This window comes from Paracoccus sp. SM22M-07 (assembly GCF_001887735.1).
In the GTDB taxonomy this organism is placed as follows: Bacteria; Pseudomonadota; Alphaproteobacteria; order Rhodobacterales; family Rhodobacteraceae; genus Paracoccus.
The window spans coordinates 1-15493 of the sequence record NZ_JPKW01000025.1 but is presented as its reverse complement, the minus strand read 5'-3'; the positions used below and the strand labels follow the sequence as shown (position 1 = coordinate 15493).

General features: G+C 59.7%; 14 protein-coding genes and 6 pseudogenes. 7 read left to right on the top strand and 13 right to left on the bottom strand.

Features of this window, described 5'->3' with window-relative positions:
* Positions 1 to 223: 223 nt before the first annotated feature.
* Both IE00_RS20720 and IE00_RS20445 read right to left on the bottom strand, forming a co-directional pair.
* Positions 224 to 402 (bottom strand): annotated as a pseudogene (locus IE00_RS20720) (transposase); the annotation flags it as partial.
* Positions 403 to 703: 301 nt separating this feature from the next.
* Positions 704 to 1450 (bottom strand): Crp/Fnr family transcriptional regulator, encoded by a 747-nt coding sequence (locus tag IE00_RS20445; protein WP_072298657.1) that lies wholly within the window; start codon positions 1448 to 1450, stop codon positions 704 to 706.
* A gap of 173 nt (positions 1451 to 1623) precedes the next feature.
* Here IE00_RS20445 and IE00_RS18505 point away from each other — a divergent pair, with 173 nt between their 5' ends.
* The gene (locus IE00_RS18505; protein WP_072298656.1) at positions 1624 to 2610 is read left to right on the top strand and encodes a GAF domain-containing protein; all 987 of its coding nucleotides are present in this window, start codon (positions 1624 to 1626) and stop codon (positions 2608 to 2610) included.
* A gap of 520 nt (positions 2611 to 3130) precedes the next feature.
* Here the strand turns inward: IE00_RS18505 and IE00_RS20715 are convergent.
* The 6 genes and pseudogenes from IE00_RS20715 to IE00_RS18470 all read right to left on the bottom strand — a co-directional run bounded on the left by IE00_RS20715 (position 3131) and on the right by IE00_RS18470 (position 7987).
* Positions 3131 to 3409: a hypothetical protein gene (locus tag IE00_RS20715; protein WP_240494007.1), complete on the bottom strand. Its 279-nt coding sequence runs from the start codon at positions 3407 to 3409 to the stop codon at positions 3131 to 3133.
* 583 nt (positions 3410 to 3992) lie between these two features.
* Positions 3993 to 4508 (bottom strand): hypothetical protein, encoded by a 516-nt coding sequence (locus IE00_RS18495; RefSeq protein ID WP_205949711.1) that lies wholly within the window; start codon positions 4506 to 4508, stop codon positions 3993 to 3995.
* A 97-nt stretch (positions 4509 to 4605) separates the two neighbouring features.
* Positions 4606 to 5598 (bottom strand): PRC-barrel domain-containing protein, encoded by a 993-nt coding sequence (locus tag IE00_RS18490; protein ID WP_072298654.1) that lies wholly within the window; start codon positions 5596 to 5598, stop codon positions 4606 to 4608.
* A gap of 255 nt (positions 5599 to 5853) precedes the next feature.
* Positions 5854 to 6165: pseudogene (locus tag IE00_RS18485) on the bottom strand (transposase); the annotation flags it as partial.
* A 115-nt stretch (positions 6166 to 6280) separates the two neighbouring features.
* Positions 6281 to 7498 (bottom strand): annotated as a pseudogene (locus tag IE00_RS18480) (IS3 family transposase).
* Positions 7499 to 7645: 147 nt separating this feature from the next.
* On the bottom strand, positions 7646 to 7987 hold the full coding sequence (locus IE00_RS18470) for a hypothetical protein (protein ID WP_072298651.1): 342 nt from the start codon (positions 7985 to 7987) through the stop codon (positions 7646 to 7648).
* Here IE00_RS18470 and IE00_RS20710 point away from each other — a divergent pair.
* Positions 7971 to 8351: pseudogene (locus IE00_RS20710) on the top strand (ArdC-like ssDNA-binding domain-containing protein); the annotation flags it as partial. The gene IE00_RS18470 and the pseudogene IE00_RS20710 sit on opposite strands and share 17 nt — an antisense overlap.
* Positions 8352 to 8357: 6 nt before the next feature.
* Positions 8358 to 8774, top strand: a complete 417-nt coding sequence (locus IE00_RS20705) for a zincin-like metallopeptidase domain-containing protein (protein ID WP_240494009.1) — start codon at positions 8358 to 8360, stop codon at positions 8772 to 8774.
* A 173-nt stretch (positions 8775 to 8947) separates the two neighbouring features.
* Here the strand turns inward: IE00_RS20705 and IE00_RS18460 are convergent, their stop codons facing one another.
* The 3 genes from IE00_RS18460 to IE00_RS20435 all read right to left on the bottom strand — a co-directional run bounded on the left by IE00_RS18460 (position 8948) and on the right by IE00_RS20435 (position 11730).
* Positions 8948 to 10327, bottom strand: a complete 1380-nt coding sequence (locus IE00_RS18460) for a Rieske 2Fe-2S domain-containing protein (RefSeq protein ID WP_170864212.1) — start codon at positions 10325 to 10327, stop codon at positions 8948 to 8950.
* A 211-nt stretch (positions 10328 to 10538) separates the two neighbouring features.
* A complete protein-coding gene (locus tag IE00_RS18455; RefSeq protein WP_170864211.1) occupies positions 10539 to 11570 on the bottom strand; it encodes an erythromycin esterase family protein in 1032 nt (343 codons plus the stop codon).
* Entirely contained in the window at positions 11563 to 11730 is a 168-nt protein-coding gene (locus IE00_RS20435; protein ID WP_205949710.1) for a hypothetical protein, read from the bottom strand. The genes IE00_RS18455 and IE00_RS20435 overlap by 8 nt, the downstream gene beginning before the upstream one ends.
* Positions 11731 to 11778: 48 nt before the next feature.
* Here IE00_RS20435 and IE00_RS18450 point away from each other — a divergent pair, with 48 nt between their 5' ends.
* Both IE00_RS18450 and IE00_RS20965 read left to right on the top strand, forming a co-directional pair.
* Positions 11779 to 12294 carry a ferritin-like domain-containing protein gene (locus IE00_RS18450; protein ID WP_072298648.1) on the top strand — a complete coding sequence of 172 codons (516 nt, stop codon included), beginning with the start codon at positions 11779 to 11781 and terminating at the stop codon, positions 12292 to 12294.
* Between the two features lie 11 nt (positions 12295 to 12305).
* Positions 12306 to 12497, top strand: a pseudogene (locus IE00_RS20965) (FAD-dependent oxidoreductase); the annotation flags it as partial.
* Here the strand turns inward: IE00_RS20965 and IE00_RS20695 are convergent.
* On the bottom strand, positions 12471 to 12839 hold the full coding sequence (locus tag IE00_RS20695; protein WP_256374833.1) for a transposase: 369 nt from the start codon (positions 12837 to 12839) through the stop codon (positions 12471 to 12473). The pseudogene IE00_RS20965 and the gene IE00_RS20695 sit on opposite strands and share 27 nt — an antisense overlap.
* A 32-nt stretch (positions 12840 to 12871) precedes the next feature.
* On the bottom strand, positions 12872 to 13924 hold the full coding sequence (locus tag IE00_RS18435) for an IS110 family transposase (protein WP_072298658.1): 1053 nt from the start codon (positions 13922 to 13924) through the stop codon (positions 12872 to 12874).
* Between the two features lie 525 nt (positions 13925 to 14449).
* On the opposite strand from IE00_RS18435, the gene IE00_RS20290 reads away from it, so the two are divergent.
* The gene (locus IE00_RS20290; RefSeq protein WP_170864209.1) at positions 14450 to 14605 is read left to right on the top strand and encodes a hypothetical protein; all 156 of its coding nucleotides are present in this window, start codon (positions 14450 to 14452) and stop codon (positions 14603 to 14605) included.
* Between the two features lie 173 nt (positions 14606 to 14778).
* Positions 14779 to 15397: pseudogene (locus tag IE00_RS18430) on the top strand (IS481 family transposase); the annotation flags it as partial.
* Positions 15398 to 15493: the final 96 nt, after the last annotated feature.

Below are 15493 nucleotides of genomic sequence, written 5' to 3'. Positions count from 1 at the left end.
TCGCCATCCGGAGCCGCTTCGCCGGCCACCCCAGCTGTAGCGACAAGACACGTAATGCACTAAGATTGAAACCGGACCACCCGATAGGGGCAGGCCAGGTAGACGCGCTGGACCGAACGGTTTGGCCGCAAGATCCGCATTTTCAGTGAGAGAGGACTATTCCTGAGGATAGTCACCCCGTTCTTCGCAGGCCATCCATACCATCAATGTTACTTGCCTATCGTTCCAACGCCTTTGGCTTTTCCGAATCCGATATTCCCATGCCGCCAAAGCGGGCACGCCACTTGTAATAGGTCCTATCGCTGACACCTGCTCGCGGTACAAATCCTTCGAGCCGAGTCCGACTTGGTACTCCTTCAAAATTCCAATGATCCGTTCTTCCGTGAGCCGCGATTGCTTCATCGTCCATCTTGTTTGCAAGGACCATGCAAAGCACAATTCGAGGAGTTTTCAGCAAAGCAGGTCGATGACGACCTTGTCGACAAGTCATGGACCAAACAGGGCACCCGAACTTGACCGCGGCAGCAGGACCCAAGGGTATGGAAGCACGCCGGTCAGGCAAACCATCGAGGAGCAGCGCGGCGGATCGATTGCCTATGACTGGACGCGACATGGGGCCGTCTTCAGGATGACGATCGATCGGCGTCGTCTGGCCGACTGAATCCCGGCGTGCGGCAAGGATGTCGACGCCATGCACCCATCATCACCCCCTGGTATTATGGTCCGTGCTGTCGAGAGACGACAGAAACGTTGCAAGGCGGGCCATGATTACATCATAGCACTCGCAGGCGGCAATCTGCATCCCTGCCCGATCCTCCATTTGCATCAATCCGCGACGATAGGAGATGAACCCGCGCCGCTGCAGCGATTGTGCGATCTGTGTGACCGAGGTTCGGTTCGCGCCCATCACCCGCGCCAGGAACTCCTGGGTGTAGGTCAGCTCATCCCCCTTCGCCCGATCATGCATCATCAAAAGCCAACGGCACATTCGCTGCTCGATCGTGTGCAGCGCGTTACATCCGGCAGTCTGCGCAACCTGCGACAGGACCGTTTCGGAATAGCTGACGAACAGGTCCTGAATCTGCAGGTCGGACCGGAATATCTTTCTCAGATGCGAGATGTCGCAGCGCAGCATCGAACCTGCCAACTGAACCATGCACCGCGCGCTTGACCCGCTGCCATGCATGGCCGAAAACAATCCGAACGCCCCCTCATTGCCGATATTTGCGCATTCAATTTCGTTGCCGTTTTCCATCACTGTCATCAGCGACAGAACGCAGCTTTCTGGAAAGTAGACGTGTGTCGATGGGCTTCCGGCTTCACAGATAAGGTCGCCAAACCTGGCATCGACCTGTTCCAGATATGGCTGGATGGCGCGATAGGAATCCTCTCCGAAGGCACCGAGGATCTGGTTGGAACCTGGCTTAATCAAGCCCTTTGAAGACTTCATGATAACTTCCTGCCAGCTCTGCGGCCCTGGCGGGCGGACTTTGCGCATGACTTGGACAAGCCCGACAGGCCAGCGATAGTTCCGAGCTTTGTTGGGTGCCCGACAGACAGGAAGAGCGGCGCAACCTATGAGTTGGCAACTCTTTCGTCGACGGCCATTCAAAAGGAGAGCGCATGTCCGATCAGACACCGAAACCCCTACCGCAGGATTGCGTCGAGGATTCGCCTGGGGCTGGTTCGCCGCATCAGGACCGGACCACCACCAGACGGATTGTTTCGGAACAGAATGTGCTGCGCTTGACGAATAGCGGCATCTTGAAGCCGGTCAAATCGCCTGTCTTCGACCGTGTTGTCGATCAGGCCCGTCGCATCTTCAATTGCAAGGTTAGCTTGCTGACGATCATCGATGAGAACAAGGGCGAACAGTTCTTCAAGGCAGGGTCGGGGCTGCCAACGGCACTGGACGAGGCCCGGCGCACCTCTCTGGCCTATTCATTCTGCAAGATCGTGGTTCAGAATTCCGCGCCTCTGGTCATTTCGGATGCCCGGACCGACCCCCGCGTCACCGGCCATGAAGCCGTCGCCAAGTTCGGAGTCGTCGCCTATCTTGGCGTGCCGGTCAAGGACGAGACGGGACAGGCGATCGCGGCCCTGTGCCTTGTCGAACCTGAGCCGCGCGTCTGGACATCAGCCAATATCGAGGTTCTGCAGGCCTTCGCCGAAGGGGTGTCCACGCAGGTCAAGACCATGTTCTGGGCCGAGCAAGGACCGACCCAGAACGTTACCACAACAAAGGATGTTCCCTTCCGGATCGGCAAGCTCGCAGGGGCGACGCTTGCATATTATCACGGGCCGGACGGAACTGAGTGGATTGAGGCCGCCTCGGCGGAGACGCGGGATATCTGGGGGATTTCAAGCCATGTCTACGTCAAGACATACAGCGATGTCTTCGCGATGTGTCTGGCCGAGGATTACCCGCTGGCACGCGCGTCTTTCGGGAATTCCGCAGCAGGCATGATCCCGTGGCATCACAAATGGCGGATCAGGACGCCGCAAGGGGAGGTAAGGTGGCTGGAAGGTCACGGACTTCCGGTGTCAAGCCCCGAGGGCGGGATCCTCTGGAAATGCATCGTGAGCGATATGACCCCTGTGGTGCCATAGTCCGTGCTTCGCCCGCCGAGAACCGGGCCGCTTGAAAACGAAGTTCTTGGCTGACAATCCATAGTTGGGAAAAGAGCCGACGGCGACGAAGGAATTACGTTCAGGCAGGCGCAAAGGGTGTTTATCCCAAAACGGGTCATCAAAGACAGTCTTCCCGAATTTCCTTCGAGGCTTTGGTGGCATTGAGACCACCCATCTGAGTCTAACCACTACCAGGACCCGCATGCCAGTACGAGCCGCCCGTGATCGCACGTTGATGCGGCGCGTCGTTCAGGAAGTTGCTCGCCACATGCCATAGCGCCCTTGCCCCGTCAGCTCCCGATAGGCTTGGGGCTTCCATCCAGACAAGGTTGCGCTGGACGGCCGTCCGGCTGACGCCGGTCCGTGTCTCGGCCATAGGCGCCGAGACCGGCGGCCATTCGCTGAGCAAGACGGACGGCGTCTTTCCCGACAGTCGGATCAGTTCCGCCTTTTGCCCGTGCGAACCATGCCTCGACATCCTAAAAATGCCGCACCGCCCTTACGCAACCGGCCTCAAGTCCGTCAAGCCAACGCGCCAGCCGCTCGGGCACCGATCCACCGGGACGCAGCCCCCTGCCCCGCCCCATGGCCAGCGGCGCAAAAGACGCGCCCCTGCCTCCACCGCCGCGATCCGGCCGCCGTGCTGACCAAGCCCAGCCAGATTCCACAGATGATAGCCCATGCAAGCCCGCGTGATCGGATGAAACCCTTCGTCATAAGCCATCAGGTCCAGCCAACCGTCCGCACCATCGGTCAGCGGTTCAGCATCGTCGACCATAGTTTCAGGGTCGCGACGTTCCAGAAAGGCTGCAAGATCCTGCTCGTGACCGGGGCCGGACGATGTGCGCCCGACCCTGCCCATCCGGCATGGGCCGGCACCGCCGCGTCGCCCTGCAAGCCCGACAGCCGCCTCGCCATCCAGAGGGAGAGCCGATCCATCCCAATCCGGCCGCCGCCAAACCATGATAGTTCGGCCCCCTCGCTCAGTGGAAGCCTGTCGCGCCATCGTGTAGAACCACGCTGAAGCCGGTTATTGAAGGCAACTAACCATCCCGCGACCATTCCAAGACGCGCAGACAAAGCAGACTCCGCAAGGACCCAAGGCTCGATAAGCGCCGTTTCCGACGGCGCGGCCCGAGACAGTGGCGGCAGGTGGTCCTCCTCTTCCTCTAAAGGGCTTGGCGATAATCACTAAGCATCCTCGGATGGGGGATCGGGCCAGCGAGGGCTATCCGGCATGATCTTCCATATCAGTCTCTCATTTGCTCTCGCCGGGGGTGCTACGAGCGATCTGACGCGGACACCCTGTCTGCGCTGCAACGGCCTCACCAACAGTTGCCCCCGCCAGTGGAAGCAAAATCTCAGTTTGCCGGACTTGCCGCAGGCTCCTGAAGGGGGACCGTCGCAGTATCCGTATCGGCCTCCACATCACCACCTGTTCCAGAATTGCCAGCGGGAGTCTCCGAGGGTTCGGCAATATCGACCGTCATGGTCTCCTCGGTGCCTCCCGCGTTGGCATCTTGGGTACTGGCCGGACCTGCATCCCCTTCTCCAATGGGTGAGGCAGCGGTCTCTCTGGCAGGCGCTTCGGTAGCAGGCGTTCCATCAACCGGATCTGAGGTCATGGTCGGGTCATCCGAAAGGTCTGTGCCCGCGTCCTCCTGAATTTCAGGCTCAGATCTCGTCGCTACCGTTTCGTCATCGCCCGTCAGCATGGTGAACAGAAAATAGAGCAGGACGAATGCGATCAGTAACCCGACGACAAGAGGGACAATGCCAAACCTTTTCTTGGGAGGGATAGGATCGTTCGGGTGGGGCGGGGTTCGGTGATCATTTCTGGCCATGTTGACTCCATGTCTTGTTTCGGGCTGGACCATCAGGATGGAGTGCGGATGGTCGCGGTCGGATAAGGTTGAACAGCAATGGTCAGTTGCGCCCGCAGCGCCGTGAGGCCCCAGGCGCAATGACGGGTTTCTATTCGCCGCGGTATTCCGGCATGTTTTCTATGTCGGCAGCCTGCGCAGCAATGTAGCCTCGCAACTCGTCGCCTTCGGACGCCTGCTGGAACGACACTTCGCTCATCGACAGCGCGATGTTCCGTTCACCGATTCCCAGGAAACCACCGACGCCGACAATGACCTCTTCGATCTGACCTCCTTGTGACAAGACCAGATCATTGACCTGCCCGATGTTCTGATCATCGGCTGAGTAGATATCGGCACCCTCCACATTCTCGGCTGTGAGCATTTCCGGCTCTGCAGACTGATAGCCCTCTCGCGTTTCGGTCTCGGGGGCACCTGCTGCCGTGACATCTACCTGCGGCTCGCCCTGGTTCACGTTGACATCCGCTTCGCCGCCGTCTTGAACCTGCACATTGGGATCAGGCGCCTCGGCAACGTTCACCTCTGCATCGCCACCCTCCTCGACATTGACGGCGGGATCCTGGCTACGCAGGTTGACGCGCGCCTGCTCTGCCGTCGCCACGTCCACCTCTGGCTCCGACTCGCGCACATCCACTTCCGCCTCTGCGTCAGTGACCACGATCTTCGGTTCCGGAGCCTGATAGCGAATGACGGGTTCGGGTGTATCGACCATCACTTGGGGCTCGCCTTGCGCGACTTCTACCGATGGATCAGCCATCCGCACCCCAACGCGCGGTTGTGGAATGTCGACCGTCACGGTCGGGGGCGCCTGAGTGACGGTAATGGTGGGCGCACATTGCTCGACCATCACCTGAGGTGGGGCCTGCTGAACATTCACGGTTGGTTCGGGTTGATCCACCGTCACCTCCGGCGGTGTTTGCGCGACATCGAGATCCGGGGCGGGAACCGTAACGTCGACCTGGGGGTCAGCCTGGTCGACAATGACCTCCCCCACCGGAGGTGCCGCGGTATTCGGGTCCTGCGCGAAAGAGGCCGTTGCCAGAAGGGCAGTTGCGGCGACGCTTCCCATGAGCTTCATCAACATGAACTGTCTCCTTTCCATGAAGCAATCTGTTCATCAGACGCACGCAACCTCGTGGCAGGCGAAATGTTCGCGATAAATCGAGAAAATAATGAGAGGCATTCCAGTTGCCGAAACCATCTCAAACAGGAGTGTCGTGCATCACCTCTTGAGTTCAGGTAAATTGGCGTAAGCAATCCGTTTATGAGGATTGGTGAGCTTCCGACCAATCAATTACCGCGGTCTTAGCAACTGTATCTTTCAGGGAGCCGTCGCTGCTCATTTCTGAGGGCTTTTGCATAGCGCGTTGGCGATGGTGACCAGCTTACTGGCGACGGTGGTGATGATGACCTTGTGTGGTTTTCCTGCCTTGCGAAGGCGATCTGCGAAGGTTCTCATGCTTGGGTTGTGATGTGCCGCGACCAGCGCCGCCTGGAACATCAGGTGCCTCAGCGCAGGGCGACCACCGGCGATCGCCCGTTTCCCGCGAAGTGTTCCGCTGTCATGTGCCACCGGGGCCAATCCAGTAAGTGCGGCAGCTTCTTCACCGATGATAGTGCCAATCTCGGGCATTTCGGCGATCAGCATTGTGTTGGCAACTGGTCGGACCTGCCCCCCGTTGGTCCCTCATTCATAACGAGAGTCTGCAGTTTGGTGCGCTGCTCCCCAACCTTGGACCGGCGGATGCTGGAGTTTTCCAGCCTGGTCATGGCGACGGGCTGGCTGCGCCGCCGGGATAATGCAGGGCGATCGGGACGTTGTATCCGATCGCACTATGAGGTCGGTCCTCATTGTAGTGCCTACGCCAAGTCTCCAGTTTTTCCTGCGCGTCCGCAAGGCTCATGAAGTTGCCATTGGTGCGCCACTGGTCCGAGCAGCAATGGCGACGCGCGTTCAGGCATTCCGACCGGAGCTTGCTGTTGAACGTGAGGAGGATCAGAAAACAGTCTGGGGGACTGTTTTCCCGACGCAAGATGAAACCGTTGTCTGTTGGCTTGCCCGGGCGTGAGTAGTCCAGGGTGATGTGGTTGGCGTAGGCCCACAGATCGAGGTCGCCCGAGATGAACTCGCTGCCATTGTCGACCCGGATCGTCCTGGGATAGCCGACTTGGGCTCAGACCCGTTCCAGTGTCCGGACCACATCCTCGCCGCGGTAGGTGAAGAGCGGGTCAGCTGCTGGACAAAAACGGGAATGCGTATCCACGATCGTCAGGATCCGCAGCTTGTTGCCGAGAGCGAGTTGGTCATGAACAAAATCCATAGCCCAGACATCGTTCGGTCCGACTGCCTCCTGGCGATCATCGCGCAGCTTGGCCTTCACCCGCCGCTTCGGGTTCTTGTTCCTGAGCTGTAGACCCAACTCATTGTAAATCCTGCGGGTCTTATTGATGTTCACTTGGCCCACCCTCCCGTCGCAGCAAGACATGGACACGCCGATATCCGTAGCGCACCCGTGTTTCGCAAATCTCCCGGATCCTCAGTTCCAATGCGGCCTGCCCGGTTCGGCGGGACTTGTAATGGTAGCTCGACGGGTCAAAGCGCAGGGCCTCACATGCCCGGCGGATCGATATGCCCCAGCCCAACAACATCCCGTCGACCAGTTCCCGTGTCCGGGCAGGCCTCAGAGCTTTCGGCGGATGGCGTCCGTTCGCGTGCTCACTCGGACCGGTGGCGTTCACACGCTCATCATTTCCCGATCCAAAGTCAGGTCGGCCACGATCTTCTTCAACCGGCTGTTCTCGTCTTTCAGCGCCTTCAGCCTGGCCGCCTCCGAAACTTCCATCCCGCCATACTTGGCTTTCAGCTTGTAGAAGGTGGCGGTGCTAAGGCCATGCCCGCGGCACACCTCCGCTGTCGGCATGCCGGCCTCCTGCTCCTTGAGCATCCCGATAATCTGCGCCTCGGTGAAACGGCTCTTTCGCATTCGTCTGCTCCTTCAGAGTTGGCGCAGACTCTACAATACGGTGAGGGATTTCGCGGGGGGCAGCCTTGTTGAAGGTGATGACCGGGAAGACTAAGGCCAGCTTTGACAAACTTGATGCTGGAACGCTTTCAGGGATGCGAAGCATGCCTACGGATCTACATTGTTGAAGTCGATTCTTTCTACAGCTTCGCGTCCGACCAGTACCGACATGATCGTCTCTGCAGATCTTCTGCCGGTCGCAGCATTCACTGCTTTGACATTCCCAATGAAGGCGATCGTATCTATGTTCCGCGGCTTATCTCCGCGAAATGTATCTCTGATCGTCCTCAGGCACGCTTGATAGCACGTGCTGTCGTAGAGGATCTTGGCATCCTTCTGGGATATGCTCGTCGTTGAGAACTCACCGGACGTTGCGTTGTAGCGGACGGCCTTCGTGATCGGCATGTCTGATGGCAGCGGGGGCTGATAGTCGATGACCAATAGTTTCATAGCGCCGTCATGTTGCAGCTCTAGATCGTGCAACCTTTGCCAGCATGTCACCGACAGCATCACTGCCAGAATCGATTCTGGCACCCCCGCATGGCGTAAGCCTTGGACTGGCAAGAAGGGCGGCGCTACATTCCCGCTCAGCAGCAATGGCGAACCCTACTCCGGCATCAACGACCTGATGCTGTAGCTTGCCACCGACGCCAAAGGCTATCACGCTTCGTTCTGGTTCACCTATCGCCAAGCACAGGAAGCGGGCGACAGGTCCGCAAGGGCGAAAAAATGCGCCACAGGTGTCAAATACGGGACTTTTGACCGCGAAGACAAAGAGACGGTCGAGGAACGCCGCCTGCCCTATCTGAAATCTTACAGCGTGTTCAACGCCAAGCAGATCAAGGGGCTGGACCCGGAATACTATTCCACCCCCGCCGAGGCCGCGCGCGACCTTGGGACCGATCCTGACCCGGCACTTGACGCTTTCTTTGCCGCAACCGGGGCCGAAATTCGCACCAGCGACGAATCGCAAGCCTACGACGACCCCGCCGCCGACCATATCCATATTCCTTTGATTGCCAAATTTCACGATGCGGCAGGCTATTATGAGACGCTAGCACATGAGGCTTGCCACTGGACCGGACACAGCACCCGCCTTGACCGCTTTTCACGTTTTACAGACCGCAAAGCTTATGCGATCCAGGAACTGATTGCTGGAATCGGCAACTGCATGGTCTGCTCGCAGCTTGGCCTGACCCCTGACTTTGCCAAATCCGGGGCGTATCTGAAAAGCTAGCTGCGCGCGTTGAACGATGACAAGCGCCTGATCTTCAAAGCCGCCCGCGAGGCACAGAAAGCCGCCGACCTGCTGACCAAGCGCCAGCACGTCGAAGAAGAAAAGGCGGCCGCATGAGCGGCCCCCTGCACAACTGCCTTGAATAAGTGCCCCTGAACGCTGGCTATGCGGGCTCAACCTCCCTCCAGCAGGTGGATCTTCAGGGCCCGAAACGCCTTGCGCGCACGCGAATCGCGCTCGTGCTCAAGCGCCTGCTCGATCTGCTGGCCCAGCTCGCGCAGGCGCGCCTCTCCAAGGCGTTGAGCCTCCTTGAACATCGACGTCTCCTCGGATGAGGCATGATGGTCGACCGCCTCGTGAAGTGCGCGGAGCTGCTGCTCGAACTTGGGCGACGACGAGCCAAGGCGTAGCGCCACTGCCAGCATGTCTGCAAGCTGCTGGTGTTCCGCATGAGCGACGGGAACATCTTCGCTGACAGGCCGAACGGCAGGATAAAAGATGACATCTTCGACATGTTCATGGATCTCGAGCTCGCCGGCCAAAAGCCGCATCATGTCCCGGCGCTCCGGGTCACCGGGGTCCATCGCCCTAATGGTCTCGAACAGCCGACGGAGCAGCTGGTGATGCTCAAACAGCACCTCGTCGGCCTTGCGCGCTTCGCGCGGCATTTCTGCGCTTGCCTCAACCTCAGCCTCAGCGCGCCCGGCCGAAATTTCGCGCGATGTCAGAGCCTCGTCGCCAGGCTCGGGCACACGGCGGATCTCGACCCGGTCGTCCCTAATCCGAACCTGGTATTGGGGCTGCGATGCGGTCGAAGGGCCATCGAGGACTCGACCGCTGGAGAGGCAGAAACGCGAGCCGTGCCAAGGGCATACAAGCCCTCCGTTCTGGACCCAGCCCTCGTCAAGAGGCCCTCCCATATGCGAGCATCGCGATCCCATGGCATGAACGCGCCCCTGATGACGCACAAGCACCACACCAAGCATCCCCCGCGCCGCCTCGTCCCACAGCTCGATGCGTCTTGGGCGATCCTCTTTCAATGCGGCGACGGGAAGAACGGCTTGAAAGCCACGCGGCTCGGGCGATCGATCTGCGTGGTCCACACCGACGCGGCGGCGGTACACAAGATGCCCGCCAAGGTATGCCCCGGCCACTACGGCGAGCCAGCCTGTGCCGCTGGCGACGCGGCCAAGGCTGCGGCGACCGCTGCGGCGCAGCGCAAGCGATCCGATAGTCAGGCCGAGCGCAACCGAGTTGAGCGCCGCGTGGCCGAGCCCCGTGCGCCGATCCCGCCCATGGACCTGACGCCAGTCGGCCATCCCGGCTGCGGCTGCCGCTAAGGCCCCCACCACGCCAACTTTCAGGGCCAGGTCTGCGGCGTCCCGCGCCCGCCGCTGCGGCGCGAGGCCAAGTGCCTCGGAGCTGTCGAGCGCAAGCGCCATCGTCCAAGTGCCGATTGGAATGGTCGCAAGCGCCGGATGAAGAGGATGACCGAGCCAAGTGCCATGAAGGACGTTCTGGATCGACTTTGATGCCGTGCCGGTCAGTTCCAATACTGTAGAAACTACGTCGGCCACTGCATAGGCTGGAGCATCGAGTCGCTCGACCGCTTCCAATGATCCAGCAACGCGCTCTGGTAAAGACGTCATGAGGTGCCTCCATTTGACGGGTATGGTGTCATGCTAAGGGCAAGGTTCGTGGTAGTGCGACATGCCGCTGTGCGGGCGCGCTGGCCCTCAGCGCCGTTGTCCGGTCGAACGAAACCTAGCCATTATATTGTCCCGAAGGTTCCGACTGCATGGAGTGGCTGTCCCGCTCGATAAGTGGGCGATAGATCACCCCGATGAAGCGCTGCAGGCGGCGACTGGATAAAGAGGCAATCAGGTCGGGCGCCGCGCTCGTACCCAGCAAGAAACGGGACGAACCGCTGTCATGGCACTGGCGCTCGACGCTGCCCGGATGTGACGAACTAATGGCCATGACATTTTTTCGCGCGCGCCACGCATTGGTAGCGGTTGCTGTCCCCGCATGGGTTCCAAAACAGACCGATGCGACCTTGCGGCCCCATCGCTGCCTCACCAGCTGGCCAAGGCTATGTTCGCCCCGCGCCCAGTTCATCTCGCTCGCCCGTGCGTCGCCGATATACGAGTTATACACCCGGACAACTGCTTTGGCCTTCGGCCCTACTGCTTCCAGCAGATGAGTCAGCATGGCGCCCATGTGACTGTCGCACAGGTTCCACGTCTCAGAGCCGCCGCGATACATGATCCGGTAATATTGTTTGGCCGCAGCAACCGGGCGGGCATTTTGCGTAGCATCCAGCATATCGACCCCGTCTGCAGTGGTTTCGGCCCTTTGGCGTTCCAGCAAGTCCTCGCACTGGTTGATCACCACCTCTTCGCAGCCGCTATATCCGGCGGACAGAACCGCCCGGCCATAGGCCCCTGGTCGGTCTGCCCAAGGCTGCAGGCAGCCATAGCGTTTGCGCGCCACGCGCGCGGCGTCGGGATCGACTTCTTCCAGATAAGCCAGCACGGCCCGCATCGAGGCGTTCATGCTGTTCATGTGCAGCCCATAAAAGCTCGCCTGCGCCTCGGGTTGGCGGCCCCGGTTCCAGTCTCGCACCCAGTCCAGCAGCTCCGCGATCACATAGTGAGACCACATCCAGCGGGGAAAACGCTCAAAGGGCTCTGCCGCATCCGGTGCCGACGGTCCGCGTACATAGCGGTTCGCAACCGCCGCGTCCGGCCAGTCCGCCTCCACCGCGACAATGGTCGCATCGTGAGCCTCAATCATTCGGCGGGTGATGGCTAACCTTTTCCAGGGTGGCGCCGTCCTGTCCATTTGATTCTTCGCTCATCTCAAATCTCTCTTGGCAGCGCTGACAGTTTTTGATCAGCGGGATCGTGCAACTGACACGGTCACCGAATGTTCCCGCTGCCAGCGTCTGGAACAATTCGTTTTGTCTCAGGTTCACCGCCCCGAACAACCAGCGGAGCGTCACATGGCCAAGACGATGAGTGCGCGGGGTGTCTTTTTGGATAGGCTGCGCAATGCCCATGCGATGAAAAAGCAAGCGCTGTCCATCATGCAGCCGCAGCTGAACCGGCTTGAGCATTATCCTGAAATGTCGGCGCTTCGGGACCGCCACATCCGCGAAACCGAGGGCCAGATCGAGCGTTTGGACGTAATCCTATCTGGTCTGGATACCTCGGCATCAGGGCTGAAGGACATGGGGCTGTCGCTCAGCGGCAGCATGGCGGCGGTGGGGCACACCCTGGCCGGCGACGAGATCCTGAAGAACAGCTTTGCCAATCACGCCTTCGAAAACTTCGAGATCGCCGCTTATATGTCGCTGATCACCACGGCTGAACTGAGCGGGGCGGTCTCGGCGGTGCCGGCCCTGCAGCAGAACCTCGACCAGGAGCGGCGGATGGCGGCTGCGATTGCCGACGGCCTTGATGCGGTGACGCGGCTCTATTTGCAACTTGCCGCCTCGGACGAGCAGGCGGACATTTGACGGGCGCCGCGGTGCCAGAGGTCGATTTCCGCGAGGTGGTAATCATCGGCGCCTGCTTTGCCGAGTTGGAGGTGGCAAAGGCGCTTGGCCGCGCGGGCATCGGCGTAACAGTCATAGACCGGCGCAACCATCATCTGCTCCAGCCGCTGCTCTATCAAGTGGCCACGACCGCCCTGTCAGCCACGGATGTAGCCGAGCCGATCCGCAAAAACCTGCGCCGCGATGTTTCGGTCCGCGTGATCTTCGGCGATCCGGGTTTGGCCCTTCTTCACCAGTTCGGGCTCGAAGCTGCTGTCGCGGTCGCGGGGCACCGCCACCGGCATCTCTCCGTCCTGTCCCTTCAGCACCTTGGTCGAGGTGCCGTTCCGGCGGTTGCCCTGTCCCGGTGGAACCTCCTTGCCCTCCTCATAGCCCAGATGCGCGGTCAGTTCGGCGCCCAGCATCCGCCCGATGAGCTTGATCTTTAGCTCTTTCATCAGCCCGGCCTCGCCGAGCAGGTCCTCAGGGCGCTCGACGCCCTTCAGCAGTTCCTTGGAAATCCTCATGCATGCTTCCTGTCGAAGAAGCATGGACCGGATCACTCATACACAAAAGATCTGACACTCTCTGCAGGCTGCGCTTGCCAGCGATATTCGGTATTGTCGATCCACATCCGGTGCAGGATCGTCGCAAGACGTCGGGCCACGGCAACAAGGGCCTTCGCAGGACCGCGGTGCTTTGCCAAGGCCGTGCCCCAGACCTTCAAAGGCGAGCTTTTGGTCTTCTGGCGCATGATGATGCCAGCTGCCTCGACCAGCGCCCATCTGACACCAGAGTCTCCACACATGGAAATGCCCCACCCACGGTCCAACTCGCCTGATTGGCAGCTCGCGGGTGTCAGTCCGAATTGGGCTGGAACGGATCGCGATCGGCTTAAGCGGGCTGCCTCGTCTATGCCAGCTCTAAAGGTCAACGAAACAAGCGGACCGAGCCCCGGCGCGGTCATGAGCAGGCGGCAGATGCCATCGTCCGCGGCCAGCCGCTCTATTGCCTTGTGCAGGAATTGATACTGCTCCCGAAGGACGCGCCGGACCTTCAGCAGCGGCGCGATTGTTATCGTCAGGTGTGGGCGCGCTTCGATCAATTCGATCACCCTTGCCTCGAATTGGAGCCGCGTCACGGCACCGACCTTCAGGCCGAAATTGCGAAGCATGCCGCGCGGGCTGTTCTCGGCATCTATGATCTTCAACTGCAGGAATTTGCGCGCCGTCAGCAACATCCTGATCTCTTGGCTCCGCTCTGTCTTGACGTGGACGGGGCAAAACAGCCTGACGCGCATCATCTGCGCGATGCCGCGCGCGTCATTCCTGTCCGTTTTGTTGATCTGCGCCGACAGTGCCGCCTTCATATGCCGTGTTTCGACGCAAATAATAGGAAACCCTGCCGCAGCCAGGCCGCTGTAGAGCCACTGCGCAAGTAGACCTGCCTCAAGGCCCACCCGTCGATATTGCCCTGCAAGCGAGCCGAGCAGGGATGCGATTGCCTGCGGCTCACTCTCTACCTTCGCTTCTTTCAAGACTTTGCCGTTCACCTCCATCACGCAGACGCTCGTCATGCGGACCGACACGTCCAGACCAACAAACAGATTCATCGCAGCACCACCTGACAAAATGACCTTCAGGAGCATGCCCGGATAACCGCCGGTCATTCACCACAGATCGATCGACTCGCGGCGACCCCCGATCATCCCATCTTTTTTTGGCCGCGGAATGATGACCTGGCGGGGTGAGCTGCACCTAAGGGCGCAGCAGGAAGATCAACGGGCGTTCCGATGCATTTTTTCCAATAGCCAACAAATTATGACGCTGGAACAACTATTCCTCCTCAACGTTGTTCTTCAGAAGGACAAAATATGACCCACGATCAGAATAAGCCGAATCCCTAGCACAAACTTTGCAAAGCAAAAAAAGCCGATTGACATCCAGAAGTGCCAGACCATCCAGCCGAGCACGGGAATACTGCGGATACTGGCGGCAATCGGCCGGACGCCGTCATTGCGGAAGACCCGAAAAAGCCGGGCATGATTGACCAAGGGAAGACGTAATGTCGGGGCTTTGCCCCGTCCACTAATTCTAAATCTACTTGCGACCCGCTTTTTCGCGCAAAGGATCAGACCATGACCACCGAAAGACCAAAGCAAGATAACCCCGCGACCGACCCTAACAATCGTCAAAACGGCCAAGGGGAGCATCACGGAAAGCCGCATTCACCCGAGGAGTTTGATGTGATGAACCCTGCCAAGCCGGGTGACCACAAACAGGAAAATCAGTAAACTCAGTATAAGACCCTCTGGAAGCGCTGGAGCGACAAGGGTGTGTTCGCTCTGGTCCTAGCGGGATATGCCGCCGAGGAACTCGAGAAGCGGACGGCAATGATCGACGCGACTTCATGTTTGATCCCACGGTTTGATGGTGCGATCCTTTCTCAGGAATGGAAGGAAGCATTATGGGCCAGGTTCGCCATGGAAGCGCCACGACCACGCACGCCGTCAGAGCTGCAATACAACGATCGCAAGCTTCGCTCGCGACGTTGAGTCGGGATCTTGGCATTAATCCGAAGACGGTTGCGAAATGGCGCAAGCGCCAGACGGTCGAGGATCTCAAGACCGGGCCAAAGGACCGCGCTCGACGATCCTGACCGAGGTCGAGGAGGCGACCGTCGTTGCTTTTCGTCGGTACACGCTGCTGCCGTTGGATGGCGCTGCGCTTGCCTCTATGCCCTGCAGCCATCGATCCCACATCTGACCCGTTCGGCGTTGCATCGGTGCCTGCAGCGTCACGGCATTTCTCGACTGCCTGACGTGGAGGGCGACAAGCCAAAGCGCCAGAAGTTCAAACGCTACCCCATCGGCTTCTTCCATATCGATATTGCCGAAGTGCAGACTGCTGAGGGAAAGCTATTTCTGTTCGTCGGCATCGACCGCACGAGCAAGTTTGCCGTGACCCAGCTCGTCGATAAGGCGGACAGGAAGACGGCCTGGGAGTTCCTGCAACACATGCTTGAAGCAGTGCCCTATCAGGTCCACACCATTCTCACCGACAACGGCATTCAGTTCGCCGAGCAGCTGGCCTGCCCCTATCGGGTGGTCCGGTTTCAATCTTAGTGCATTACGTGTCTTGTCGCTACAGCTGGGGTGGCCGGCGAAGCGGCTCCGGATGGC